At 60.6% G+C, this 23908-nt stretch carries 26 protein-coding genes; 13 read left to right on the plus strand and 13 right to left on the minus strand.

Annotation, left to right across the window (positions count from 1 at the left end):
* The first annotated feature begins 112 nt into the window (after positions 1–112).
* From trxA to ACO07N_RS05890, 3 genes are all read left to right on the plus strand, one after another.
* Positions 113–1114, plus strand: a complete 1002-nt coding sequence (gene trxA, locus ACO07N_RS05880; RefSeq protein WP_421980130.1) for a thioredoxin — start codon at positions 113–115, stop codon at positions 1112–1114.
* An 86-nt stretch (positions 1115–1200) separates the two neighbouring features.
* Positions 1201–1878: an LON peptidase substrate-binding domain-containing protein gene (locus ACO07N_RS05885; protein ID WP_421980131.1), complete on the plus strand. Its 678-nt coding sequence runs from the start codon at positions 1201–1203 to the stop codon at positions 1876–1878.
* Between the two features lie 38 nt (positions 1879–1916).
* Positions 1917–2108, plus strand: coding sequence for a Trm112 family protein (locus ACO07N_RS05890; RefSeq protein ID WP_319384516.1), 192 nt, complete (start codon positions 1917–1919; stop codon positions 2106–2108).
* Between the two features lie 61 nt (positions 2109–2169).
* Here ACO07N_RS05890 and ACO07N_RS05895 read toward each other — a convergent pair whose 3' ends face one another.
* Positions 2170–2466: a YggT family protein gene (locus ACO07N_RS05895; protein ID WP_421980132.1), complete on the minus strand. Its 297-nt coding sequence runs from the start codon at positions 2464–2466 to the stop codon at positions 2170–2172.
* A gap of 243 nt (positions 2467–2709) precedes the next feature.
* Between ACO07N_RS05895 and ACO07N_RS05900 the strand changes: the two genes are divergently transcribed.
* On the plus strand, positions 2710–3510 hold the full coding sequence (locus ACO07N_RS05900; protein ID WP_421980133.1) for a MipA/OmpV family protein: 801 nt from the start codon (positions 2710–2712) through the stop codon (positions 3508–3510).
* 381 nt (positions 3511–3891) lie between these two features.
* Here the strand turns inward: ACO07N_RS05900 and ACO07N_RS05905 are convergent, their stop codons facing one another.
* From ACO07N_RS05905 to ACO07N_RS05920, 4 genes are all read right to left on the minus strand, one after another.
* On the minus strand, positions 3892–4677 hold the full coding sequence (locus ACO07N_RS05905) for a pentapeptide repeat-containing protein (RefSeq protein ID WP_421980134.1): 786 nt from the start codon (positions 4675–4677) through the stop codon (positions 3892–3894).
* Between the two features lie 508 nt (positions 4678–5185).
* Positions 5186–6199, minus strand: a complete 1014-nt coding sequence (locus ACO07N_RS05910; protein WP_421980135.1) for a patatin-like phospholipase family protein — start codon at positions 6197–6199, stop codon at positions 5186–5188.
* Between the two features lie 36 nt (positions 6200–6235).
* Positions 6236–7018, minus strand: coding sequence for a 3-hydroxybutyrate dehydrogenase (locus ACO07N_RS05915; protein ID WP_421980136.1), 783 nt, complete (start codon positions 7016–7018; stop codon positions 6236–6238).
* 123 nt (positions 7019–7141) lie between these two features.
* On the minus strand, positions 7142–8029 hold the full coding sequence (locus tag ACO07N_RS05920; protein ID WP_421980137.1) for a 4-hydroxy-3-methylbut-2-en-1-yl diphosphate synthase: 888 nt from the start codon (positions 8027–8029) through the stop codon (positions 7142–7144).
* Positions 8030–8214: 185 nt separating this feature from the next.
* Here ACO07N_RS05920 and ispG point away from each other — a divergent pair, with 185 nt between their 5' ends.
* The 5 genes from ispG (at position 8215) to ACO07N_RS05945 (ending at position 11962) form a co-directional block, all read left to right on the plus strand.
* Positions 8215–9474 (plus strand): flavodoxin-dependent (E)-4-hydroxy-3-methylbut-2-enyl-diphosphate synthase, encoded by a 1260-nt coding sequence (gene ispG / locus ACO07N_RS05925; protein ID WP_421980138.1) that lies wholly within the window; start codon positions 8215–8217, stop codon positions 9472–9474.
* On the plus strand, positions 9464–10351 hold the full coding sequence (gene pdxY / locus ACO07N_RS05930) for a pyridoxal kinase (protein WP_421980139.1): 888 nt from the start codon (positions 9464–9466) through the stop codon (positions 10349–10351). Before ispG ends, pdxY begins: the two co-directional genes overlap by 11 nt.
* A complete protein-coding gene (locus ACO07N_RS05935; RefSeq protein WP_421980140.1) occupies positions 10344–11081 on the plus strand; it encodes a DUF429 domain-containing protein in 738 nt (245 codons plus the stop codon). Before pdxY ends, ACO07N_RS05935 begins: the two co-directional genes overlap by 8 nt.
* A gap of 133 nt (positions 11082–11214) precedes the next feature.
* Positions 11215–11517 carry a hypothetical protein gene (locus ACO07N_RS05940; protein ID WP_421980141.1) on the plus strand — a complete coding sequence of 101 codons (303 nt, stop codon included), beginning with the start codon at positions 11215–11217 and terminating at the stop codon, positions 11515–11517.
* A gap of 16 nt (positions 11518–11533) precedes the next feature.
* Positions 11534–11962: a cysteine rich repeat-containing protein gene (locus tag ACO07N_RS05945; protein ID WP_421980142.1), complete on the plus strand. Its 429-nt coding sequence runs from the start codon at positions 11534–11536 to the stop codon at positions 11960–11962.
* 61 nt (positions 11963–12023) lie between these two features.
* Here the strand turns inward: ACO07N_RS05945 and ACO07N_RS05950 are convergent, their stop codons facing one another.
* Positions 12024–12671 (minus strand): hypothetical protein, encoded by a 648-nt coding sequence (locus tag ACO07N_RS05950; protein ID WP_421980143.1) that lies wholly within the window; start codon positions 12669–12671, stop codon positions 12024–12026.
* Entirely contained in the window at positions 12668–13264 is a 597-nt protein-coding gene (locus ACO07N_RS05955) for a TetR/AcrR family transcriptional regulator (protein WP_421980144.1), read from the minus strand. The genes ACO07N_RS05950 and ACO07N_RS05955 overlap by 4 nt, the downstream gene beginning before the upstream one ends.
* A gap of 194 nt (positions 13265–13458) precedes the next feature.
* Here ACO07N_RS05955 and queC point away from each other — a divergent pair, with 194 nt between their 5' ends.
* The 4 genes from queC (at position 13459) to queF (ending at position 15782) form a co-directional block, all read left to right on the plus strand.
* Positions 13459–14148: a 7-cyano-7-deazaguanine synthase QueC gene (queC, locus tag ACO07N_RS05960; protein ID WP_421980145.1), complete on the plus strand. Its 690-nt coding sequence runs from the start codon at positions 13459–13461 to the stop codon at positions 14146–14148.
* The gene (gene queD / locus ACO07N_RS05965) at positions 14141–14527 is read left to right on the plus strand and encodes a 6-carboxytetrahydropterin synthase QueD (RefSeq protein WP_421980146.1); all 387 of its coding nucleotides are present in this window, start codon (positions 14141–14143) and stop codon (positions 14525–14527) included. The genes queC and queD overlap by 8 nt, the downstream gene beginning before the upstream one ends.
* Positions 14524–15252 carry a 7-carboxy-7-deazaguanine synthase QueE gene (queE, locus tag ACO07N_RS05970; RefSeq protein ID WP_421980147.1) on the plus strand — a complete coding sequence of 243 codons (729 nt, stop codon included), beginning with the start codon at positions 14524–14526 and terminating at the stop codon, positions 15250–15252. Before queD ends, queE begins: the two co-directional genes overlap by 4 nt.
* A gap of 62 nt (positions 15253–15314) precedes the next feature.
* Positions 15315–15782 (plus strand): preQ(1) synthase, encoded by a 468-nt coding sequence (gene queF, locus ACO07N_RS05975; RefSeq protein WP_421980148.1) that lies wholly within the window; start codon positions 15315–15317, stop codon positions 15780–15782.
* Here queF and ACO07N_RS05980 read toward each other — a convergent pair.
* From ACO07N_RS05980 to acnA, 6 genes are all read right to left on the minus strand, one after another.
* Positions 15779–16291: a hypothetical protein gene (locus ACO07N_RS05980; RefSeq protein ID WP_421980149.1), complete on the minus strand. Its 513-nt coding sequence runs from the start codon at positions 16289–16291 to the stop codon at positions 15779–15781. The genes queF and ACO07N_RS05980 overlap by 4 nt on opposite strands.
* 255 nt (positions 16292–16546) lie before the next feature.
* Positions 16547–17155, minus strand: a complete 609-nt coding sequence (locus tag ACO07N_RS05985; protein ID WP_421980150.1) for a hypothetical protein — start codon at positions 17153–17155, stop codon at positions 16547–16549.
* Between the two features lie 66 nt (positions 17156–17221).
* Positions 17222–18196 carry a hypothetical protein gene (locus ACO07N_RS05990; protein WP_421980151.1) on the minus strand — a complete coding sequence of 325 codons (975 nt, stop codon included), beginning with the start codon at positions 18194–18196 and terminating at the stop codon, positions 17222–17224.
* A gap of 440 nt (positions 18197–18636) precedes the next feature.
* The gene (locus ACO07N_RS05995) at positions 18637–19125 is read right to left on the minus strand and encodes a bleomycin resistance protein (RefSeq protein WP_421980152.1); all 489 of its coding nucleotides are present in this window, start codon (positions 19123–19125) and stop codon (positions 18637–18639) included.
* Positions 19126–19167: 42 nt separating this feature from the next.
* Complete coding sequence (locus tag ACO07N_RS06000; RefSeq protein WP_421980153.1) at positions 19168–20859, minus strand: DUF1963 domain-containing protein; 1692 nt, start codon at positions 20857–20859, stop codon at positions 19168–19170.
* Positions 20860–21156: 297 nt separating this feature from the next.
* Positions 21157–23832 carry an aconitate hydratase AcnA gene (gene acnA, locus ACO07N_RS06005; protein WP_421980154.1) on the minus strand — a complete coding sequence of 892 codons (2676 nt, stop codon included), beginning with the start codon at positions 23830–23832 and terminating at the stop codon, positions 21157–21159.
* Positions 23833–23908 lie beyond the last annotated feature (76 nt).

Genomic DNA, 23908 nt, shown 5'->3' on the forward strand with positions numbered 1-23908 from the left:
ACGGGAGTTTGTATTTCAAGCGCGGCGGCTCCATGTTAGGAGCAGATTCGAATAGTCAAGATGCGAGATTGGCCGGTGTGAAATCCACGGCCGGAAAACACGAGGCGGGCAAATGAGCAATGGCAACTACAGCGTCGGCGGCCAGGTCGGCGGCGGATTCGGTGCCAGCATGGGGGGCGGTTACGGCGGCCAGGGCGGTGGTTTCGGCGGCGGCGGCGACGGCGGTGGAAACGGCGCATCCGGCGGTGACCTGGTGTTCGACGTCACCACGCAGACCTTCATGGCCGACGTACTGGAAGCCTCCCGGCACCAGCCCGTGCTCGTCGATTTCTGGGCGCCCTGGTGCGGACCCTGCAAGCAGCTGACGCCGATTATCGAGGCCGCGGTCAAGGCGGCCGGCGGCACGGTCAAGCTGGCGAAGATGAATATTGACGATCATCCGGAAATCGCCGGGCAGATGGGCATCCAGTCCATTCCCGCCGTGGTCGCCTTCAAGGACGGCCAGCCGGTGGACGGCTTCATGGGCGCGCAGCAGGAAAGCCAGGTCAAGGAATTCATCGAGAAGCTGGCCGGGCCGGCCCCGGCGAACCAGACCGACGCCTACCTGGAACAGGGCGCGGCTCTTCTGGCGGAAAACGACTTTCCGCAGGCCGCCCAGATGTTCGGCGCCGTCATGCAGATGGAACCGGACAACGTGAAGGCCATTTCCGGCCTCGCGCAGTGTTATCTCGGCGCGGAAGAACTCGACCGTGCGAAACAGGCGCTCGAACTGGTGCCCGAAGACAAGCGCTCCGACGAGGCCTACGTGGCGGCGAAAGCGGCACTGGATCTAGCCGAGCAGGCCGCATCACTCGGGGATCTTGCCGATTTCCAGGACCGTATCGCAAAGGATCCGCTGGATCACCAGGCGCGCTTCGACCTCGCCCTCGGCCTCAACGGCAAGGGGGACAAGGAAGGCGCGGTTGACCAGCTGATCGAGATCGTGCGCCGGGAACGCGAATGGAACGAGGACGCCGCCCGCAAGCAGCTGCTGCAGTTCTTCGAAGCCTGGGGGTTCAAGGATCCGGCCAGCAACTACGGCCGGCGGAAACTCTCGGCGGTTCTGTTTTCTTGACGATCGCGCGGAATGACACACATAACCGGGTAAGACCGGTTCCAAGCACCGGTGCCTGAACGAACACAACAAAAAAAGGCCAGGAAATGCAGGCGGGAAATGCCATATACGAAACGATCGCGGATCTGCCCCCCGTGTTGCCCGTCTTCCCGCTTTCCGGCGCGCTGCTGCTGCCCAGAACACAGCTGCCGCTGAACATCTTCGAGCAGCGTTACCTCGACATGATCGACGCCGCCCTGTCCGGCAACCGCCTGATCGGCATGGTACAGCCCGCCTCCGAGGCCGCGTCCGCACAGTCCGATGCCCCGGCGCTGGCAAATGTCGGATGTGTCGGCCGGCTGACGAGTTTTCAGGAAACCGGCGACGGCCGTTACCTGATTACCCTTCAGGGCGTCACCCGTTTTGCGCTCGGCAAGGAGCTGACCACCTATAGCGCATTCCGGGAGGTCGAATGCGATTTCGCACCGTTTGCTACCGATCTGACCTGTGGTGACGGCGAGGAGGATGTCGACCGCAACGGGCTTCTCAAGACCCTGCGCGACTATCTCGATGCCAACAACCTGGAAGCGGACTGGCAAAGCGTGTCGGAAGCGGAGACCGAGGTGCTGGTCAATGCACTATGCATGATGTGCCCATACGGCCCGCAGGAGAAACAGGCGCTGCTGGAAGCCCGCGACCTGAAGACGCGCGCCGAAACGCTCATTGCCATCACCGAGATGGATCTGGCACGGTCACAGAACGATGGCGGCTCGACGCTGCAGTAGGCTGCCTCGCGTGGACCGTCCTGAGAGGAATTTTTCCGATGAACGACACACCCGAACGCCCGGTCGACCGGAAGCTGCTTGAGCTTCTCGTTTGCCCGGTGACCAAGACGACGCTGGAATATGATGCCGAGGCCAGGGAACTGATCTCACGATCGGCAAAGCTCGCCTATCCGATCCGCAACGGCATACCGATCATGCTGCCGGACGAGGCGCGGCAGCTGGAAGACTAGGATTCCCACCTGTGGAAATTGGAACGCAGAAAAGCCCGGACTTCACGTTCGGGCTTTTTGCTTACATGGAAAAGGCGATGCGGGCGATGAAACTCTGCAGGAACATGATGATCAGCAGCAGAATGACGGGCGAGATATCGATGCCGCCCAGATCCGGCATGAAGCGTCTGATCGGCCGCAGCGCAGGCTCCGTCAGATTATAGAGAACGCGGCCGATGGTGTTGATCACCTGGTTGTTCGAATTCACGATGTTGAACGCATAGAGCCATGAAAAAATGGCGCTTGCGATGATGACCATCGAATAGAGGTAGAGTGCCGTGCTGACAACGTCCAGGAGCGATCCGACCAAAGCGTTCATGTGATTTCCTACTGCCGAAATGCATTTCCTCTCATGTAGCCCCCCAGCCGCGCCCCTGCAAGACGGCACTTTCAAGATCTTGAGCAAGATCCCGGGATTGTTCAGAGGCGGCCTTTGACAGGGCTGCAGGCGAATCCGATGCTCAAATGCAACACTTCGTCAAAACAAGGATTCCTTAGGCTTTGAGTAAGGCTGCTTCGTGCTATCTTGCACGCAGATGATCTCCATATGGATGTGGCCTGAATGTTCAAGACCTTGACACGCGTTGCGCTCGCTCTCGCCATGGGCGCCGCGTCCGGAAGCGCCCTCGCACAGAGCAGTGAAATCTCCGCCGAGGATGCGACGAAACAATTCGTGGTTGACCTTGGCATCGGCGCGATCGTCCAACCGCGGTATGAATCAGCGGATTCCTATCTGGTTTACCCGATGCCGATCATTTCGGTCGGCCGCTTCTACCTTCCCGGCCTCGGCCAGGTGGTTGACGGACGCCGCAGGGCCGGCGTGTTCTTCTTCCCGTCCTTCAATTTCATCGGCGAACGCAAGGCGAGCGACAGCTCCGACCTTACCGGCACCGACACCGTCGACTGGGCGCTTGAACTCGGGCTCGGCGGCGGCTTCCGCACGGAACATTTCCGGGCCTTCGCCGAACTGCGCCAGGGCATCAACGGTCACACCGGTCAGGTCGGCCAGCTGGGGATCGACGGTATTCTCTACCCGGGCGACAAGTGGGAATTCAGCTTCGGCCCGCGCGCCAGCTTCGCGTCTGGCGAATACATGGACACCTATTTCGGCGTGACCGCCACGGAAGCCGCCAACAGCGGCGGCCGCCTGACGCAGTATGATCCGGGTGCCGGTTTCAAGAGCGTCGGTGTTGCCGCGCGCGGCAGCTATGACTGGAACGACGACGTGCGCCTGCATATTCGCGGCGGCTATGACCGTCTGGTCGGCGACGCGGCGGACAGCCCGATTGCGGAAGCCGGCAGCAAGGACCAGTTCAGCATCGGCGTCGGCGTCAGCTACCGGTTCGCGTTCGACGTTTTCTGAGAGTTGAAGATCCTCGCTCACAAGCGCACAAAAGGAGGCTCACGGCCTCCTTTTTCTTTGGTCCGGTCAATGTGAAGTCGCGTCCTAGAGCATTTTCCGACCAATTTGGATCATTTGACCGAGGCCCTTTTTCGCGCTGGCGAGGCGGTTCGCCCGCCGTGGTGTTGCCCACCACAAGGGTGAACCAACGACGCCAGAGCGGAAAAGGGCCCGGCCAATCTTGATGTTTGTCGCTTGAATGCGTTCCACAAAGGGTGAGGATATCCAGCCCATCGGCTGCGTTGTGCCACTTGCACGATGCACCGCATCGCGCTTCGTGACCCGCCTGGCCGAGTGAACCGGATATCCGCATCAAATGATTCAAATTGGTCGGAAAATGCTCTAGTAGGAACACTCGATCAGCTCGATGCCTTTCGGCAGCTTCGTGGTCGCGTCGCCGCAGGCGCCCAGGATCCGGCTCGGATCGAGGTTGTCCGCGCCGGTCAGGTCGGCACCGACCAGGCGCGTGCGGCGCAGGAGCGCCCCGTCAAAATCGACATCTGTCAGGTTGGCATTGGAGAGGTCGGCACTGACCAGCCGGACACCGGTAAAGTCCGCTCCGGAGAAGTCCGCGCCGTCAGCCTTGATCCGGTCCAGTTTTCCCTGCCGGATGCGCGCGTTCTTGAAATTTGCGCCGCTCAAGTCCACCCGCTCCAGGTTCACGCCGTCCATCTTGGCGCCTTCGAACGAAGCGCCGGTGGCAACCGACCGGATGAACGCGGCGTTGCGCAGATCGGCATTGTCGAAAACGGCTCCGTTCAGGATGCTGGCGTTGAGATCTGCGTCGCGAAGATCGACCCCGGTCAGATTGGCGTCGGTGAAGTCGGCTTTCTCCAGATCGGCGGAGCGCATATTCGAACCGGTAAAGTTGCTTCCGGCGAAGTTCGCCCGCTCCGCTTCCGCGCGTCTCAGATCGGAGTTGCGGAAATCGCCGCCGGTCAGCACGGCTTCCTTCAGGTCCGTTTCGCGCAGGTTGGTGCGGTTGAAATCCGGGTTTTCAACATTCAGGAACCTGAACTCGGTCAGTCTCAAATCGCATTTGGGACAGCCGCCGTTCTCCTTGATCTCGGCCATTTTCTCTTCGTCACTGCCGGCCAGGGCGCCGCCGGCAATCGACAAGAAAGCCATTGCACCCAAACCTGCTGCAAGAACATGCGTAAACCGGTTCGTCATTCCAAACCCTTTTTTCGATCTGACCTTAAGATAGGTATCCAACAGCAACAGTTTAAGGACGGTTTCTGTCCAGAAAACGCCTATTGACAAAAATGCTATGAGATTGCGGTCAAAATATCACCCGAATTGTGCAGCGGCGGGGCTGACACACGTCTTGTCCGGGTCTGTTTTGGGCAAAGCAAAGTGGGAAGAAAGAAGCGGGCGGGGTCGCAGATGCCCGCTTCTTTCCACCACATAAGGCGCTGACGACGCACAACCTGACAATCAGCGTGCCAATCAGATCGCAAAAGCCTTGCCAGTTTGTTGCCCGGAAAAAACATCCAGATCTAGTCAGTCGCACGAGCGCCACCACAAAATGCTGATTCTGTTCAGGAAGTCTTCATATGTCATGCATTGCATTCTGCAACGCTGGTTGCGAACGTGGCTAACAAGGCGTTAATCGCGTATCGGGCTGCGCGCCGGCTCAGGCGAACTCGTCCCTGAGATCAATGGTCGAACGCTTGCCGATATCGTCGAAATGCGCATCCAGCCATTCCTTTGCGGTGTCGCGTCCGAGATCCCGCAATTCGGTCAGGAAGGCCCATTCGGCATTCATCTTGGACGAGGCCTGCAGCGGTTTGAGTTCACGCGCGAAAATCCGGTGCATGTGAACCTTCATGTATTCGTCCTTCGAGAGTTTTCCTTCCTCGATGAGCCGCGTGACGAAATCGATCGCCCGAAGTTCCCTCAACAGGGTCGAGTTGAACGTGATCTCGTTCAGCCGGTTGACGATCTCCCGCGCCGTCCTTGGAACCTCGCGCCGCTCGAGCGGGTTGATCTGGATGAGTACGACATCCGGCGTCTCGGTGTTGTAGAACAGCGGATAGAGCGGCGGATTGCCCATGTAGCCGCCGTCCCAATACGGTTCGCCATCGATCTCCACCGCCTGGTAGAGCTGCGGCAGGCAGGCCGATGCCATCACCGCGTCCAGCGTGACCTCCTTTTCGCTGAACACCCGGATCTTGCCGGAAAAGACATTCGTCGCCGCAATGAACAGCTTGACGCCGGAACAGCAATGCACCTTGTCGAAATCGACCATCTTCTCGACGACATCGCGGAGCGGATTGATGTTGAGGGGATTGAATTCGTAAGGGGACGCAAATCGCGACAGGACGTCGAAATAGAGATAGCTCGGCGAGTGATCGAGGCTCCAGTTGCCGAGCATTACATCAAGCGGCGAGCGCTGGATGGGACTGAAACGGGCCTCGTCGCTGACCTCGCGCCAGAACGCCTCGAGGCTGGCACGGGCGCCTTCCTCGCCGCCCGCTTCCATGCCGCTTGCAAGCACCACCGCATTCATCGCCCCGGCGGATGTTCCGGTGATCGCCTCGATGGAAAAACGGCTGTCCTCCAGAAACCAGTCGAGGACACCCCAGGTAAAGGCGCCGTGGGCGCCTCCGCCTTGCAATGCGAGATTGATCTTCTTGGCAGCAGCCACGTCCGTCGCCTTTCTCGAAATTTGACCCTTGCAGATTTACTGGGCGGTCCAGCCACCGTCGATCGGCAGGACCGAACCGGTGATCGAAGATGCCGTATCGCTGCACAGGAACACGGCATATCCCGAAACCTGGTCGACCGTGACGAACTCCTTGGTCGGCTGCGCCTTGAGCAGGACCTCTTTCTTGACCTGCTCCTCGGTCATGTTGCGTGCTTTCATCGTGTCCGGGATCTGCGCCTCGACCAGCGGCGTCCAGACATAGCCGGGGCAGATCGCGTTCACGGTGATGCCCTGCTCCGCCACTTCCAGGGCGACCGTTTTCGTCAGGCCTGCAATCCCGTGTTTTGCCGCCACATATGCGGATTTGTAGGGAGACGCCACGAGCGCATGCGCGGAAGCCGTGTTGATGATCCGGCCCCAACCGCGCTGTTTCATGCCCGGCACGGCGGCGCGGATCGCATGAAATGCCGAGGAAAGGTTGATCGCGATGATCGCGTCCCACTTGTCGACCGGAAACTCGTCCACGGGCGACACGAACTGGATACCGGCATTGTTGACCAGGATGTCGACCGACCCGAAGTCCTTTTCGGCATCCGCCACCATGGCCGCAATTTCGTCCGCCTTGAGCATGTTTGCCGGCGAATAGGCACACTGGACGCCGAAGTCGGCTTCGATAGACGCCCGTGTCCGCTCGATTTCGTCGGCATCGCCGAGACCGTTGATCACGATGTTGGCCCCCTGTTCCGCAAAAGCGCGGGCACAGCCAAGGCCGATCCCCGAGGTTGATCCGGTTACAACGGCGGTTTTGTTGGCAAGCATGCGGGATCTCCCAGGCAAGAAAAAATCTGGAGCCACATTTCACCAGTTATCGCCGCACTGCAACATCACAATGATGAAAAGTGATACGAACCGGACCGGCTGCCTAGGTGATGGACACTCGGTTCAATCCCGCTTGACGCGCCTTGCACCGGCGAGCGCCTTGTGCGCGCGTTCGCGGGCAACCTGTCTCTGGGCATCGGCCTGCAGGTAATCCTCTTCGCGCAGGCCGAGTTTTTCTGCAAAGCGCTCGCGGATCAGACCGTAGAACGTTGCATGCAGGCTGGAAAAGACCCAGACCAGGATCAGCATGGTGCCCATCGGGAAGATTGCCGACCGGACCTGCTGCCAGAGATCGCTCGCCGGGACCAGACCGTCGCTGACACTCAGGAGAAAGCCCCAGACAAAAACCAGGAAACCCGCCAGCAGGCTCATGATCAGCGCCGAAAAGGCCATGGCCCAGCCCATCCCCGACGTTGCATGCCAGCTTTCCTTCAGTGTCAGCGGATCGTCGACTGCCGCGGCCGGCAGGACAACGGAGAGCCTCTGGACCACCATCAGCGCGATGAACGGCGCGAACACCATCAGCAGCGCGCCCAGACCTCCGGTCAGGGCAGCCGCAATCGATGCGGCAATGATCAGCGGGATAAGCGACAGGAACCCGATCAGACCAAGAACGATCTGGAAGAAGATCACCCTGATGGTCCGTCTTCCGACCACGACGGGAAAGTCGCGCGCATCGATCAGGATGCGCCGGACATAGGCAATCGCGATGGAAAATCCGACCAGCAGGTTGGCAAGCGCGGCAAGCGTGCGCAGGGCCCCCTCATCCGCCTTGGCGACCGGTTCCGTCATGTAGGACACGGTCGAAAACCCGCTCTCGGGCATCAGTGCGGATCCGATGGCAAAATTGAGCGCAAGCAGAAGCAGGATATAGGCCCAGCCGGTTCTGAAAACCGTCCCGACATTGTGCTGCGCCAGGGACAAGGATCGTTCCAGCACGGTAATGAACATGAATTGCCCCCAGGATGACCGACACGCTGCACTATAGGTAGAGATTCCTTAGAAAATCGCTAGCGTTGCGCGCCGCAACGCTCAATTCCGCATGCTTTTCGACGCACTTTTCCATCCAATGCTGGAAAGTTGGGCCAAATTCCCTCATATGGTGGACAAACATCCTCAACCGGTTGGCTTCAGTCATGATCGATGATTTCGCAAAACCCCTGCCCCGCCGAAAGTCCGTGGGTGTCATGGTCGGCAATGTCCAGGTTGGCGGTGATGCGCCGATTGTTGTGCAATCCATGACCAACACCGACACGGCCGATGCGGATTCAACGGTTGCCCAGGTCGCGGCTCTTGCCCGATCCGGGTCGGAGGTCGTGCGCATCACCGTCGACCGGGCAGAGGCCGCTGCACAAGTGCCGCGTATCAAGGAACGGCTTCAGCGCATCGGCATCGATGTTCCGCTGGTTGGCGACTTTCACTATATCGGCCACAAGCTGCTGACCGATTATCCCGATTGCGCCGCCGCGCTCGACAAGTATCGCATCAATCCGGGAAATGTCGGCTTCAAGGCCAAGCGAGACACGCAGTTTTCACAGATCATCGACATCGCCCTGAAGCACGACAAGCCCGTGCGCATCGGCGTCAACTGGGGATCGCTCGACCAGGAACTGCTCACGAAGCTGATGGACGAAAACGCGGAAAGTGCCGATCCGGTGTCCGCGGCCGCGGTCATGCGGGAGGCGATCATCCAGTCCGGCCTTTTGTCGGCGGAGCGGGCCGAAAGCCTCGGCATGGGCCGCGACAAGATCATCCTGTCTGCCAAGGTCAGCCAGGTTCAGGACCTCATTGCGGTTTACGCCGATCTGGCGCGCCGTTGCGACTACGCGCTTCATCTCGGCCTGACCGAAGCCGGCATGGGCACCAAGGGCATCGTCTCGTCGGCTGCCTCCATGGGCATCCTGCTGCAGCAGGGCATCGGCGACACCATCCGCGTCTCGCTGACCCCGGAACCGGGCGGCGACCGCACCCGCGAGGTTCAGGTGGCCCAGGAGCTTCTGCAGGTGATGGGGTTCAGGGCGTTCGTTCCGGTCGTGGCGGCCTGCCCGGGATGCGGCCGCACAACCTCCACTGTCTTCCAGGAACTGGCGAGCGACATTCAGGACCATATCCGCGAATCGATGCCTGCGTGGCGCGAGCAGTATCCGGGTGTCGAAAGCCTGAACGTCGCGGTGATGGGCTGCATCGTCAACGGCCCGGGTGAATCCAAGCATGCCGATATCGGCATTTCGCTGCCCGGCACCGGCGAAACGCCTTCGGCCCCCGTCTTCGTGGACGGCGAAAAGGTGGCGACACTGCGCGGTGACGGCATCGCGGACGAGTTCAAGAAAATGGTTCTGGACTATATCGAGAAGCGCTACGGCACCGGTGCGAAATCATCGTCCGATGCAGCCTGAACCACCGAAAGCACCGCTTCTGGTGATTACGTCCCAGGTCGTCCGCGGCGGCATCAGCGGCCGTGGGCTGACCTTTGCGCTGGAGCGGATCGGACATGCCGTCTGGTTTCTTCCGACGGTTCTGCTGCCCTGGCATCCGGGGCACGGCAAAGGCACGCGCATCGTCGCCCCCTCTGACGATTTTGCAGCGCTCGCCGGCGATCTTGCGACGTCTCCGAAACTCGCCGAACTTGGCGGCGTCATGACGGGTTATCTCGGCAATGCCGAACAGGCGGCCCCGATCGCCGGGCTGGTCAAGGCCGTGAAGACAGCCAATCCGGACGCGCTCTACCTGTGCGATCCGGTGATCGGTGACCATCACAGCGCGACGGGTGGCGGGCTTTACGTTCCGAAGGTAACGGCGGAGGCAATCCGGGACGAACTGGTGCCACTTGCGGATATCGTCACACCCAACTCCTTCGAGCTTGGCTGGCTGACGCAGCGCGAGGTTGAAACCGAACTCCAGGCCCTTTCCGCCGCGCGTTCCCTCGGAGCAAAGCGGGTCCTGATCACCTCGTCGCCGGCGCTCCGCCGCAATTCGATTGCCAACCTGCTGGCAGGTCCGCGTGATGCGGTCGCAGCCGAACACGCCGCCATAGACAATCCGCCCCACGGCACCGGCGATCTCATTGCCGGTCTGTTCCTGTCGAATGTCATGGCAGGGTTTGACGATGAGGAAGCCCTGAAACGCGCGTCTGCCTCGGTTTTCGAACTGGTCGCGAGAAGCGTCAAGAAAGGCGCCGACGAACTGCTCTTTGCGGCGGAACAGCAATCCGTCGTGCGCGCAATGGCGTTGGTGACGTCCCGCCGCGTGCTTGAATCGAGAAGCCGTGCCTGAGAGCACCGGCACCTGGGTCGCCGGCGTTGACGGCTGCAAGGCCGGCTGGGTTGCCGTGTTGCGCAATCTCGATGATCCTGCCGGCCTGCGTCTGGGGGTTTTCCCGTCCTTCGCCGGTATTCTGGCATACGATCCATTTCTTGCGGTCATCGCGGTCGACATGCCCATCGGGCTGCCGGAGAGGCTCGACCAGACCGGCAGAGGCCCGGAAAAGGCCGCGCGCAGACATCTGGGCGAACGGCAATCCTCCGTCTTTTCCGTCCCGTCGCGTGCGGCCGTCTACGAGACCGATTACCGGGAGGCTTGCGAAACCGCCCAAAAGACATCGGAACCACCGAGGAAAGTGTCCAAGCAGTGCTTCTACCTGTTCCCGAAAATCAGGGAAATCGACACGCTGATGACACCGGAGTTGGAGGACCGTGTCTTCGAGGTGCATCCGGAACTCGCCTTCTGGCGGCTGAACGGCGAGCGGGAAATGAGCTTGCCGAAGAAGATCAAGAGCCGCGCCAATCCCGATGGCCTCGACCAGCGCCGGGATCTGCTCGTATCAAAAGGTCTGCCCGCCGCTTTCCTCGATCAGCAGCCGCCAAAGGGCTGCGGCCGGGACGATCTCCTCGACGCGGCCGCCAACAGCCTGATCGCCGAGTGTTGCCTCAAGGGAATCGCGGAACCGTTTCCCGACCCGTTCCGGCGGGACGGGCGCGGATTGCGCATGGCGATCTGGGCGTAATGGGGTAACGTAGGCAATCCTGCCATCAGGAAGTCACCCGACTCGTGAGAGCCTCTCTTCGCAAGCTATCATGGAAACAGTGTCTGGCAGCATCGCGGCTGTCAGCTGATACTGCTTGAAGGAGGATATTCACGTGAGGCGACTGAAACTTATATCGGCTGCGGCGATCGGATTCGCGCTTGCCTATTCCAGTCCGATTGATTTTTCAGGTGTTTCTTCCGGGCTGCCGATCGTCGCTGGCATCGGAACCGCGAAGGCACAGAACGCAGCACGCAACACAGCGCGGCGCACCTCCAGGCGCACGACCCGCCGCGTCAATCGCCGGACCTCCGTCGCAGGATGCAGCCCATACAACGCCTACTTCAACTGCGGCGGTGTTTATTATCGCCCCGTCGTAGAAAATGGCGTCACTGTATATGTCGTTGTAAATCCTTGATGTTTCGGAGGTCGTCATGACACTTTTCCTGCACATTCGCAGCATCTGCATCGCTTTCGCGTTCGCTGCCGTCAGCACGGCAGCAACGGCACAAGGCCCGGTACAGGGTGTCCTCGAAGCATGCGAAACGGAAATCACCACCTATTGCGACCAGGTGACGCCCGGCCACGGCCGGATGCTGTCCTGCATGTATGCCCATGAGGACAAGATCAGCGACGCCTGCGCCAACTCCATCGTCGACCTTGCCGACGCTCTTGACTTCATGTTCGCCAATGCCAGCGAAGCCATTGCCATTTGCGCCGCCGATATCGAGGCCAACTGTTCCAGCGTCGAATTTGGCGGCGGGCGCGTTCTCTCCTGTTTGAAAGAGAATGCCGACAGGGTTTCATCCGATTGTCAGCCTGTCATGAAGGCATTTGCGGAAAAATTCGGTCTTGAAGACTGATCCCTCAAACGGCGCCGTGTCCCGTCCGCTTGCCGCTTGGCCGATCCCGGGCCAGGCGGGTCTATAGCGTTTCGAGCAGCGCCGTGATTTCCGTGTCCAGGGCTGCACCGCGCACGATCTCCCCGTGACACGGCACGATCATGGTCGGCACCCCTTCTGACAGCCGCTGTCGCACCCAATCCGAAAATCGCTTTTTGTCCTCAAGCCCGTAGGTCGGAAACGTCTTCGGAAAACCGGTACGCGCGCGTTCATCGCCCTTGTCCTTAAGACCGCAAAAGGCATCGGTGACAACCCAGACGATCTCGCGCGCTGCACGGATCACCTTCCAGACTTCACCAGTCTTGAGTCCCTCCGGTTCCACAAGCGACACGCTGTCCGGAAGCGCCTTGCGGAGCTCCGCAAGATCCCCGAAACGGCAACCGGTCACCTTTTCGAGCCTGGGCCTGGCCGCGTCCGAGGCGATGGGGCCGGCGGCTTTGAAGGCCGCGACATGCTCCGCAATGCCCTTGTTGTGATAGTGATTAGGCGCGAACAGGAAACGGACGTCATGCGTCTCCAGGAGGGCCGCACTTGTCTTTTCCACCGGACTGTAAAGACAGACGCCACCGTCGCGAAGATCCGTGATCATGCATCTGAGGTTGCCGCGTCGCAGGGTCCTGAGACCCGGAACACCGTCAACGTGTTCTGGTACTGGGGGTGTTTTCGTCATGCGCTCCGCTCCATGGCCCGCAATTGATCGCACAGCACGCCAACCAGAAACCGGCCGCCCCGGTTGGATCCGTCCAGACGGTTCTGGACATGAACCCCCATGACCCCGGACACCAGCCCCTTTGCCATTGAAGGACAGTCCGTCGACGGGTCGATCCGCGACTCGTCGGCCGCGTTTTCAAGGCAGGTCTTGAAACAGGTCTCAAGCGCCTGCCAGTAGCGCCGGACGGCTTTTTCAAGACGCGGACTTCCGACCCGGGCATTTTCGATTCCCGTGTTCACCACCAGGCATCCGTGCCTGCTGGAGGTCATCGAGCCGTCGCACACCAGTGCTTCCAGGAAACCGATAATGTCCTGAATGCCACCGCCTCTCATCGGCCGCATGGCGTGGTCAATGGCCTTCTGGCTATAGAAGTCCAGCGCTTCGAGATAAAGGCCTTCCTTGCCGCCGAACTCGGTCCGGATCGCGAACTGGTTCAGACCCGTCAGACGTTCCAGTTCCCTGAGGCCGAGGGCCTGGTAGCCATGCTGCCAGAACGCAAGGACCACACGTTCGACGACCTCTTCCCTGTTGTAGCTCTTCGGGCGTGCCATTCGACTATTTCTCTACAGTTGCAGTGAAATATTTTCTATACACTTACAAAGAAATGTCAAGCGCCCGTCTTTCCCGGCTCGGGCGGCTTCCCCCTTCCCTTTTCGTCAGAACCTGTTAAAAGGCGCGCCGCCTGCCGCAAGCAGGCCACCGGTCGCAGCCTACCCGGTGCCAGCGAAAACAAGGGACCACATCGTTGAAAACACTTGTCATCTGTTCCGGCGGAATGGACTCCGTCACCCTTGCGCACAGGATCGCGCAGGACCACGAGCTTGCCGGCCTCATCTCCTTCGACTACGGCCAGCGCCACAGGAAGGAACTGGAGTTTGCCGGTCTGTGCGCCGAAGAACTCGGTACCGAACATGTCCTGATGGACATCTCCAACATCGGCCGCCAGCTTACCGGCTCGGCGCTGACCGACGATGTCGATGTTCCGGACGGTCACTATGCCGAAGACACCATGAAGATCACCGTTGTGCCGAACCGCAACGCGATCATGCTTACCATTGCCTTTGGCATCGCGGCCTCGCGCGGCGCCGATACCGTGGCAACGGCCGTCCATGGCGGTGACCACTTCATTTATCCGGACTGCCGCCCGGCCTTCACGTCCAGCTTCGAGACAATGCAGCGCTACGCACTGGACGGGTACGCCGAAATCAGCCTGTTCACACCCTATGTCAGCATCAGCAAGGCGGACATCGCCGCCGAGGGCCTGCGGCTCGGCATCGACTACCGCAAGACCTGGTCCTGCTACAAGGGCGGCGAAAGACACTGCGGGCGCTGCGGCACCTGCGTGGAGCGCCGGGAAGCCTTTCATCTGGCAGGCGGCATCGATCCGACGGACTACGCGGACGCGGACTTCTGGAAAGTGGCCTGCAATGTATAGGATCACGAAGGAATTCCACTTCTCCGCCTCCCACCAGTTGCACGGCCTGCCGGAGGATCATCCCTGCGCCAGGTTCCACGGGCACAATTACATCGTGGAAGTGGAACTGGCCTCCGAAGAGCTGAACGCGATCGGCTTTGTCCGCGATTACAACGAACTCAAGTCGCTGAAGACCTATATCGACGAAACGCTTGATCACCGACATCTCAATGACGTCCTCGGCGATGACTGCGTGACCGCGGAACGCCTGGCGCGGCACCTTTTTGACTGGTGCAGAAATGCCTGGCCGGAAACGGCGGCCGTGCGCGTCAGGGAAACCCCGAAAACCAGCGCAGAGTACCGGCCGCTTGTCCATGTTCCACCGGAGCAGCGCCCATGACCGCCGCAACGATACGCGTCAACGAGATCTTCGGCCCGACCATCCAGGGAGAAGGCGCCCTGATCGGCCGGCCGACCGTTTTCGTGCGCACCGGCGGGTGTGACTACCGGTGTTCCTGGTGCGATACGCTGCATGCGGTCGACAGTGCCTACCGGGAAGACTGGCAACCGATGACCCCGGCCTCGATCCTGATGCAGGTCGACATTCTGTCCGGCGGGCACCCGCTGATGGTGTCGCTCTCCGGCGGCAATCCGGCCATTCAGCCGCTCGGACCGCTGATCCACCTGGGCCGGGAGGACGGCTACAGGTTTGCGCTGGAAACCCAGGGCAGCATCGCAAGGGACTGGTTCGGGGATCTCGATCTGCTGACCCTCAGCCCGAAGCCGCCTTCCAGCGGAATGGAGACGGACTGGCAAAGGCTCGCCGAATGCGTGGAGGCGGCGGGACCGAAGACCCGGGTCGCAATGAAGGTGGTCGTTTTCGACGACGCCGACTATGCCTATGCCCGCGAGGTCGCCAGCCGCTACCCCGGGCAGCCGCTCTACCTGCAGCCAGGCAATCACACACCGCCGCATCCGGGCGAGGAAGACGGCTTCATCGACATGAACGGCATCATGGACCGTATGCGCTGGCTGGTCGGCAAGGTCACGTCGGACCGGCTCTATTCGGCAACCGTTCTGCCTCAACTGCACACGCTGGTCTGGGGCAACCTGCGAGGCGTCTGACCCGGAACTGAACGCCCGCCCTCCGGGCAATGAAGCGGACGTAGGGCGACAAGGAGACAACCATGTCCGACAAGAGTATTTATGAAAATCTGACACAGCTTGGCGCGGCGACGGACCTGCCTGACGATCCGGAAAAAGCCGTCCTGGAAAAGGTGCCGAACCCGCAGGCCGGAACAAGATACATGGTCCGCTTCGTCGCCCCGGAATTCACCTCGCTGTGTCCGATCACGGGCGCGCCCGACTTTGCCCATCTCGTCATCGACTACGTACCGCGGGACTTCCTGGTGGAGAGCAAGTCGCTGAAACTGTTCCTCGGATCATTCCGAAATCACGGCGCGTTTCACGAAGACTGCACGGTGTCGATCGGCAAACGGCTGGTCGACCTTCTGGACCCCGAATGGCTCCGGATCGGCGGCTACTGGTACCCGCGCGGCGGCATCCCGATCGACGTCTTCTACCAGACCGGCCCGGCACCCGACGGCGTCTGGATCCCCGAGCAGGGCGTCGCCCCCTATCGCGGGCGCGGCTAGGACAGACCTGGTCCGTCAGCCTTCAGGCTTGGCCCGAAGCGCCGGATCGAGAGGGGATCCTTTGCTGAAGAGCGACCCAGGGAAATCAATGGAGTTCCATCCCCTATCGACCATCCAGTACGCTCTCCGATCGTCCATGCGGCGCCAAGCAATCCATTTGGCATCCTCCGGAACCTGGGGTCGGCACGTTGGAGATCCTCGGTCATGATGTCTGCAATAACCGTGTCGTCATCATAAGCCGTTTTCGCGGTTAGCCTGCAGGAACCTTGAGTCTTGGTGATGATGTACAGGTTCGAGGTTGCTTCGGCTGGGTCATCAGCGGCCGCCTTGACACATTGCTCGACAAACGCAGAAACGATTAGGGGATATTCGTCCTGACCTGGCCTGGTGAGCTGTGCCTCTACCAGTGATTCGCCGATTCCGCTGCAAGCGGTTAATGTGAGGCACGCCGCCAGCGCACAAGTCGATACACGCAACATAATGATTTTGTTCTCTTTTTTCTGCTCCAAGAAAGACACGTCGCCCCCAGCACACGGCATACGTGCACTAGATACTGCACTAACAATTGCATGTCAAAGTTGAATGCCTGCCACCTGAACACAAGTCATCCGTGCCTGCAGATGAATGGTCTGAAGGAAGGCTGACCGCCGCGGCCGGACGCTCGGCCAGCACTCTGCCGTAAACGGTTCACCACCGGGAAAACAAAGCCCGGGTCTCGCAACATTCCCTATCGCGAAAGCAACAAGGGTGGTCCGCACAACCCTCTATTGCGGGGTCGGCAGGGAAAGCTCCGGGGCCGGTTCGATCGTCTGGGTCGTCACCATCTCGAAATTGGGTGCGGTGGTCTCGTAAAGAGCCTTGACGATGAAGCCGTCATCGCGCGTAAGCCAATAGGTATATCTGTTTTCCGTGACCATGCCCTGGCTAACCGTCAGGTCGGCGGCAACCTTTTCCAGAACGACACCGTCGATGGTCTCCTCGCCGCACGCGGCATTACGGATGGTTTCCGCATTGGTCTTTTTCGCCGCGATTGCACCTTCCGCGTTCTGGGCACTGTCAAGATCGCGCACCTTGGCCCATGTCTTGCCCGCGTCCGCCGACTGGTACATGACGTTCTGATAGGTCAGCACCCAGGGTCCGGCCGGATCGGTCGGCACGGTCATGTGATGGTCCTGGCTGAGATAGAGAAAGTCATTGACCGTGGCCGGCGCGCCCTTGAACTGGGTTGTCGCGACCGTTTTCGTCGGAACGCCCTGGTCGAGCTGCATGTAGATCTCGGTGAAACGGTCACTGCAGTCATCGGCGAGAGCAGGCTGCGCAAGCCCGGCAAGGATCACGGCGGCAATCCCGGCCGGCGTCTTCAAAATGGTCATCAGTACCCCCTGAAAAAATCGTATCTGAAACGTAATCCTTGCCGGTCTTCCAAGTCTGCGCTCACCTCACTCTGCGGGAGCGGTGGCGCCGCCCGGCCGGTCTCCTTCGAAGGCCTTGTCCTTGATCTCGACGAACTTGTCGGACATCTGCGACAGCTTCGCGTCCCATTCCGGGTTCGGTGTCTGGCCGTCCGTCACCTTGAAGAACACCTGCATCATCAGCGTGATGGCGAGCGGCTCCAGAACGGCGGCCTTCACCGCCCAGGCGAAGATGATCGCAAAGACGAGACCGCCCGCACTCCACGATCCGGGCATCAGGTAGACCAGACCGGCAGCCGGTGCGAGCATGAACAGGAACACCAGAATGGCGATGATATAGGTGAAGAGGGCGATGAACGCGGCGTTCTTCAGCATCGGCTGGTAGTTCTGTCCGTAGAGGACCAACGCTTCGCGCGCCGAGGCCCAGGCATTGTCGGAGCGGGTGCGAATGGCATGGGCGAGAATGACTTCGTCGACGAAGCCGACAGCCACCTTCATGAAGGCCCTGAACAGCGACACAAGACCGTTCAGCCCCGGGATCGGCAGCACCGACGCGATACCCTCGACGACACCGCTGATCGCACGGATCACGCCTTTCACCAGCTGGTCGAGACCGAAAAGCGCGCTTGACTGGACGAACCGTTCCTTGACCACGCTTGCGCCATAGGCGACCTGGCCTTGCCCGTCGGGCAGGTCCTTGCCGTCCATCAGTTCCACCAGTACCGCAATGTGCCCGGCCTTGACCGTGTAAAGGAGATATTCGCGCAGGAGATAGATCACGGTCGCCGTCAGCCCAAACCCGATGAGGCCGCCCCAGAAAGCGAACCCGGCCTGCGAATCCGGACCGCCGAACCAGCCAAGTCCGTAGCCAACGCCCGCGCCAAATCCGGTAACGACGACATAGGCAACGGCAATGCCGCCATAAACAATCACTCTGAAAATCAGATAAGGAAATGTCCGCACCATCAATCCGACGGCGCGGGAAAAATCGAAATCCCACATAAACTGGCTCCTGTTTTTGACAGGTTTCCACGACAACGGACGTAAGGTTAGCCAATCTTTGGCGGCAGTCACAAGCGCCAGCGTCACAGTTTGATGATTTTCATTGCTGTCCGGTTCAGGGCACGGACCCTAGAAAGAACTGTCGAACTTTCGTGGTTGAGAAAGCGGCTTGTTTCCGTGCGGTGCCAAATCAGGATACGGAACTTCCCAAGACTTGTCGTCCCGGTTTGCCGCTAAAGCGGCAAGACCGGGACCCAGTACCCGTTGTGGCCGGAGATTGAAAAATTGATTAAAATCATGTGGTTACTGGGTTCCGGCTTTCCGCTACGCTTCAGCCGGAATGACAAGCATATAGACTGGGGATCGCCTCGCTGGAGCATTTTCCGAGTTAAACCGGACAGCAGTGGGTGTATTTGGTGAGGCAGCCAACCTCCGCCGCGTCAGTCCCCTGTCCCATCCTTGGAAGCGCCATGATCATGCGGGTGGAAGATCCCGTGATACCAGAAACTGTCCCACAGGTGCCGGTGCCCCGGTTTTTCGCGCATCTCGACACGGTCGAGATGTTCGCCGAAAAGGAGCACATTCCCGTCAGGATCGCGCGTTTCGAATTCGCGCATCCGCCAGGGCTGATCCCTGATATCCTCGGTAATATTGGCGCCGGACGCCTTTGCCAGCGCATGATAGGCGTCGATGTCGTCGACGAAGCAATAGGCAGTGGCGCCGCCGGGCTGGTCGCTCTGCGTCAGGTGGACACCGGCCTCTCCGTATTCGAGAACCGCGTAGCGGACCGGCTCTCCCTCACCGTCCGCCCACTCGAACGCGACGGTGAATTTCAGGCTGTCCCGGTAATAGGCGAGCGCTTGGCCGAGATCGCTGACCCGGAGGACAGGGGCGATGTGGGAAACCTTGGGCGGCCGTGCCTGGGACATTGTTCAACCCCGATCTGACAGATTGCGGACGGGGACCCGAACTCAGTAACACTCCAGGGTGACCGTCGCGTTTTCGAACCGTCCGTCTTGCAGATCTTGCGTCGAAATCGTGAAATAGACAATCCCGGCATCAGCCCACGCCCAATGCATGGCATCGTCGCTCGCAAGATGCAGGAGCAGGACGCGCGACGTCGGGCCGCCTTTCGGCTCGGACTGGACGCCATCGAAGGCCCCGCCCGTCCGGTGCGGCCGGTTGTCGTTCAACCGGCGCCAGTAGGGCTCGAACCGGCTGAGAACGTCCGCCGGGATCAGAGGCCGGTGTTCGGGATCGGCATAATAATCCGCGACGTATTCCCAAAGGCGCACATAGGCCGCGTTGTAGAGCCCGGAAAGCGAGACATCCTGCTCGAACGCCTGCACGCCCTGTTCGCTTCCCTCGGTGTTCCGGAACTCGAAATAGCTGGTCCGGGTCTGGTCGAGATGAACGGCAATATCGGCCCATTCCCCGTTCGAAAGCGCCCTGTCCGGCTCGTCCGAGCGAAGCTGGTTGATGATGTCGCGCAGGTCGCGCAAGGCATCCTCCCGCCAGCTCTCGTTGGCGCGGATGGTTTCCTGCCGGTAGTTCCGAAGCGAAACCGGCGACGGAAACCGGTCAAGCACCGCGGCCAGTCTCTTGTCGTGTTCCAGCCGTTCCTCCAACTGCCAAAGGCGTTCAAGGTCCGTTTCCGGCTGTGCACCATCCGTTTCGGCGGCAGCGCTCAGGGATTGTTCCAGCTCCCTGATCTCGTGTTGCAGGGCGGAGACATCCGGCCTGAGCGCGTGCAAAACCTCTGGGTCCTCCAGCGCGTCCAGAACCGTTTGCGGCAGATCGGGCTTGAGGGGCTGCTTGGCGAGGCGGGTCTCGATGGACGTCAGGACGTCAAGCGCCATCCGCACGGTGAACGGTTCCGGCACCGGCGGACGTTCGGCATCTGAGACTTCCTTGCCCGCATAAAGCACATGCGCGAACCGGTCCGGCGCGACGCGCAGGATTTCGCCGTCGCGAACGACTCTGTTCGGCACGGTCACGAAGTCGACCGGCCAGCGGCGCCAGGTGTTCGCGGCGTCACCTGCGCCTTCGGATTGAACATCGTGCGCTCCGGCGTGGGTTCCGTCTCGGACCGGACCCAGCTCCGCAGGCGCCGGACGCTCGGAGCCGAGCGCGCGCGTGTGGATCACGTGGCAGCCCTCGGTTCGCCCGTCTAGATCGCGCGTATTCGGATCAATGAAAAAGAGGAGCCAGCCGTCGCGCGGCCCCAGCCCGCCCCAGAGTTCCTCCGGCAGCTCCGCACAACAGATCTGTCCCAGAAAATGAAGCGGGATCTCGCCGCGCTGCGGATGCCCGAGCGAGATCGACTTCGGCCAGGGTACGTTGTCGGGCATCATCGGAAGCCCGCCAAGCCATGACCGCGGCTTTTCATCGGAGCGGATCGGAACCTGCCTGCGCAGCACCACTGAAACCGTTTCCAGTATTTCAGCCGACCCCCGGGAGGATCTGTCCGCATGGGAAACCTGACGTGCGGCGCTGCCGTCGAATGCCAGCCGCGCGGCGTCGGCGGTACGCCCGGCGTCTGCGCGGGCCTCCGGCTCCGGCACGGGCCGCCTGATGCGCCGCGCCGCCCGGTTGCTGGATTGCTCGAGGATATCGTGGATGCGGTCCGGCTCAACCGTGAAGGCTGGCGAGACCGTTCTCAATCTGGGGCTTCTGGGTAAAAACCCGACAATTTTAGACAAAAACAGCCAAAATCCGATAATAAAAATCATTAATAGTAAAGTTAACCCTGCAATAAATACCAATCCTGCTTCGCTATAAATATCCTCGGGCATTGCAACGTCCAAATATTATCATTCCCACACCTCATGTTTACTTTCAGACATTAAGCCCGGGTAAATTGAATTGTGAGAAAGATAACGAACGCGCCAAGTTTCCTGCCCAAAACGAAAACGGGCCCCGCAGGGCCCGCTCAAAGTTCACTCCGGTTTCAGCAGGGATCAGCTGCTGACCAGGTTCCGCAGCACGTAGTGGAGGATGCCGCCGGCCTTGATGTATTCCAGCTCGTCCTCGGTATCGACGCGGCACAGGCATTCGATGGTCTTGGTGGTGCCGTCCTCGTAGGTGACCTCCACGTCCATCATCTGCCGTGGCTTGATGTCGGCAATGCCCCGGATGGTGACGCGCTCGGTGCCCTTGATGCCGTGCGACTGCCAGCTCTCGCCTTCCTTGAAGGTCAGCGGGATGACCCCCATGCCGACAAGGTTGGAGCGGTGAATGCGCTCGAAGGACTGGGTGATCACGGCGCGCACGCCGAGCAGCTTGGTGCCCTTGGCCGCCCAGTCGCGCGAGGATCCCGTGCCGTATTCCTTGCCTGCAAAGATCACCAGCGGCGTGTCGGCTTCCTTGTATTCCATGCAGGCGTCATAGATCCATTCCTTCTTGCCGTCCTTCATCGTGACGCCGCCTTCGACGCCCGGCACCATCTGGTTCTTGATGCGGATATTGGCGAAGGTGCCGCGCATCATGACCTGGTGGTTGCCGCGGCGCGAGCCGTAGGAGTTGAAGTCCTTGCGGGCGACCTGGTGCTCGGACAGGTACTGGCCCGCCGGGCTGTCGGCCTTGATGGCACCGGCCGGAGAGATGTGGTCGGTGGTGATGGAATCCAGGAACAGGCCCATGACCGCGGCGTTCTCGATGTCCTCGAGCGGCTGCGGCTCCATGGTCATGCCCTCGAAGTAGGGCGGGTTCTGCACGTAGGTCGAGGAGACCGGCCAGGTATAGGTCAGCCCGCCTTCCACCTTGATGTTCTGCCAGTGTGCATCGCCCTTGAAGACGTCGCCGTAGCGCCCGCGGAACATCTCTTCGGTGATGGAAGCGCGGATGAGATCGGTGATCTCTTCCGTGCTCGGCCAGATATCCCTGAGATAGACCGGATTGCCGTCCTGGTCATTGCCGAGCGGGTCTTCGGTGATGTTGACGTTCAGATTTCCGGCGATCGCGTAGGCGACGACCAGCGGCGGCGATGCCAGGTAGTTGGCACGCACATCCGGGTTCACCCGTCCTTCGAAGTTGCGGTTGCCGGACAGCACCGAGCAGGCGATCAGATCGTTGTCGTTGATCGCAGCCGAAATGGCCGGATCGAGCGGACCGGAATTGCCGATACAGGTGGTGCAGCCGTAACCGGCAAGGTCAAAGCCGAGCGCATCCAGATCGTCCTGAAGGCCGGCCTTTTCCAGGTAGTCGGTCACAACCTGCGAACCCGGCGCCAGCGAGGTCTTCACCCACGGCTTGACGTCGAGGCCCTTTTTCAGCGCGTTGCGGGCGACGAGGCCCGCTCCGATCAGAACCGACGGATTGGACGTGTTGGTGCAGGAGGTGATCGCGGCGATAACGACGTCGCCGTTGCCGAGATCGTGCTCCTTGCCCTCGACCGCGACCCGCTTGGAAAGTTCGTCCGCTTTCTTGAACTCTTCCGCCATGGTCTTTGCGAAGCCGCTGGCGGCGTCGGAGAGATTGATGCGGTCCTGCGGGCGCTTGGGCCCGGAGACGGCCGGAACGACCGTGGTGATATCCAGCTCCAGCGTGTCGGTGAATTCCGGCTCCTCGCCGCCGGCGCGGAACATGCCCTGTGCCCTGGAATAGGCCTCGACAAGGGCAACCCGGTCCTTGTCGCGGCCGGTCGCCTCAAGATATTTCAGCGTTTCGTTGTCGACCGGGAAGAAACCGCAGGTCGCGCCGTATTCCGGAGCCATGTTGGCGATGGTCGCCGCATCTTCCAACGACAGGTTGTCGAGACCGGGCCCGTAGAATTCCACGAACTTGCCGACAACGCCTTTCTGGCGCAGCATTTCCACCACCCGCAGCACAAGGTCGGTCGCGGTGATGCCCTCGTTCAGCTTGCCGGTCAGCTTGAAGCCGATGACTTCCGGGATCAGCATGGAAATCGGCTGGCCGAGCATGCCGGCCTCCGCTTCGATGCCGCCGACGCCCCAGCCCAGTACCGCCAGTCCGTTGACCATCGTCGTGTGGCTGTCGGTGCCGACAAGCGTATCCGGGTAGGCGACCGTCTCGCCGTTTTCTTCCTTGGTCCACACCGTCTGCGCAAGATATTCCAGGTTCACCTGGTGACAGATACCGGTTCCGGGAGGCACGGCGCGGAAATTGTCGAATGCGGACTGGCCCCAGCGCAGGAATTCGTAGCGCTCCTGGTTGCGCTCATATTCCAGTTCCACATTCAGCTTGAACGCGTCCTTGGTGCCGAAATAATCGACCATCACCGAGTGGTCGATGACCAGGTCGACCGGAACCAGGGGATTGACCTTTTCCGGGTCGCCGCCAAGCTTCACCGCGGCATCGCGCATGGCCGCAAGATCAACGACCGCGGGAACGCCGGTAAAGTCCTGCATCAGCACACGCGCAGGCCGGTAGGAGATCTCGTGCGAGGATTTTCTCTCCTTCAGCCACTCGGCACAGGCAACGATGTCTTCCCTGGTGACGGAGCGGCCGTCTTCGAAGCGCAGCAGGTTCTCAAGAACGACTTTCAGGGAAAACGGCAGTTTGGAGACACCTTCGAGACCGTTTTTCTCCGCTTCGGGAATGGAGAAGTAGGTGTAGGTCTTGTCACCGACCTGAAGAGTCTTTTTGCAATTGAAACTGTCAAGGGACTGGGTCACGGCACGTGCTCTCCTTCACTGTCCGCAGCAGCAGGTTCGCGTCTGACCCGCTGCCTGTCATGATCTCCGGCGGCTC

Source organism: Roseibium sp. (genome assembly GCF_965229775.1).
Taxonomy (GTDB): Bacteria; Pseudomonadota; Alphaproteobacteria; order Rhizobiales; family Stappiaceae; genus Roseibium.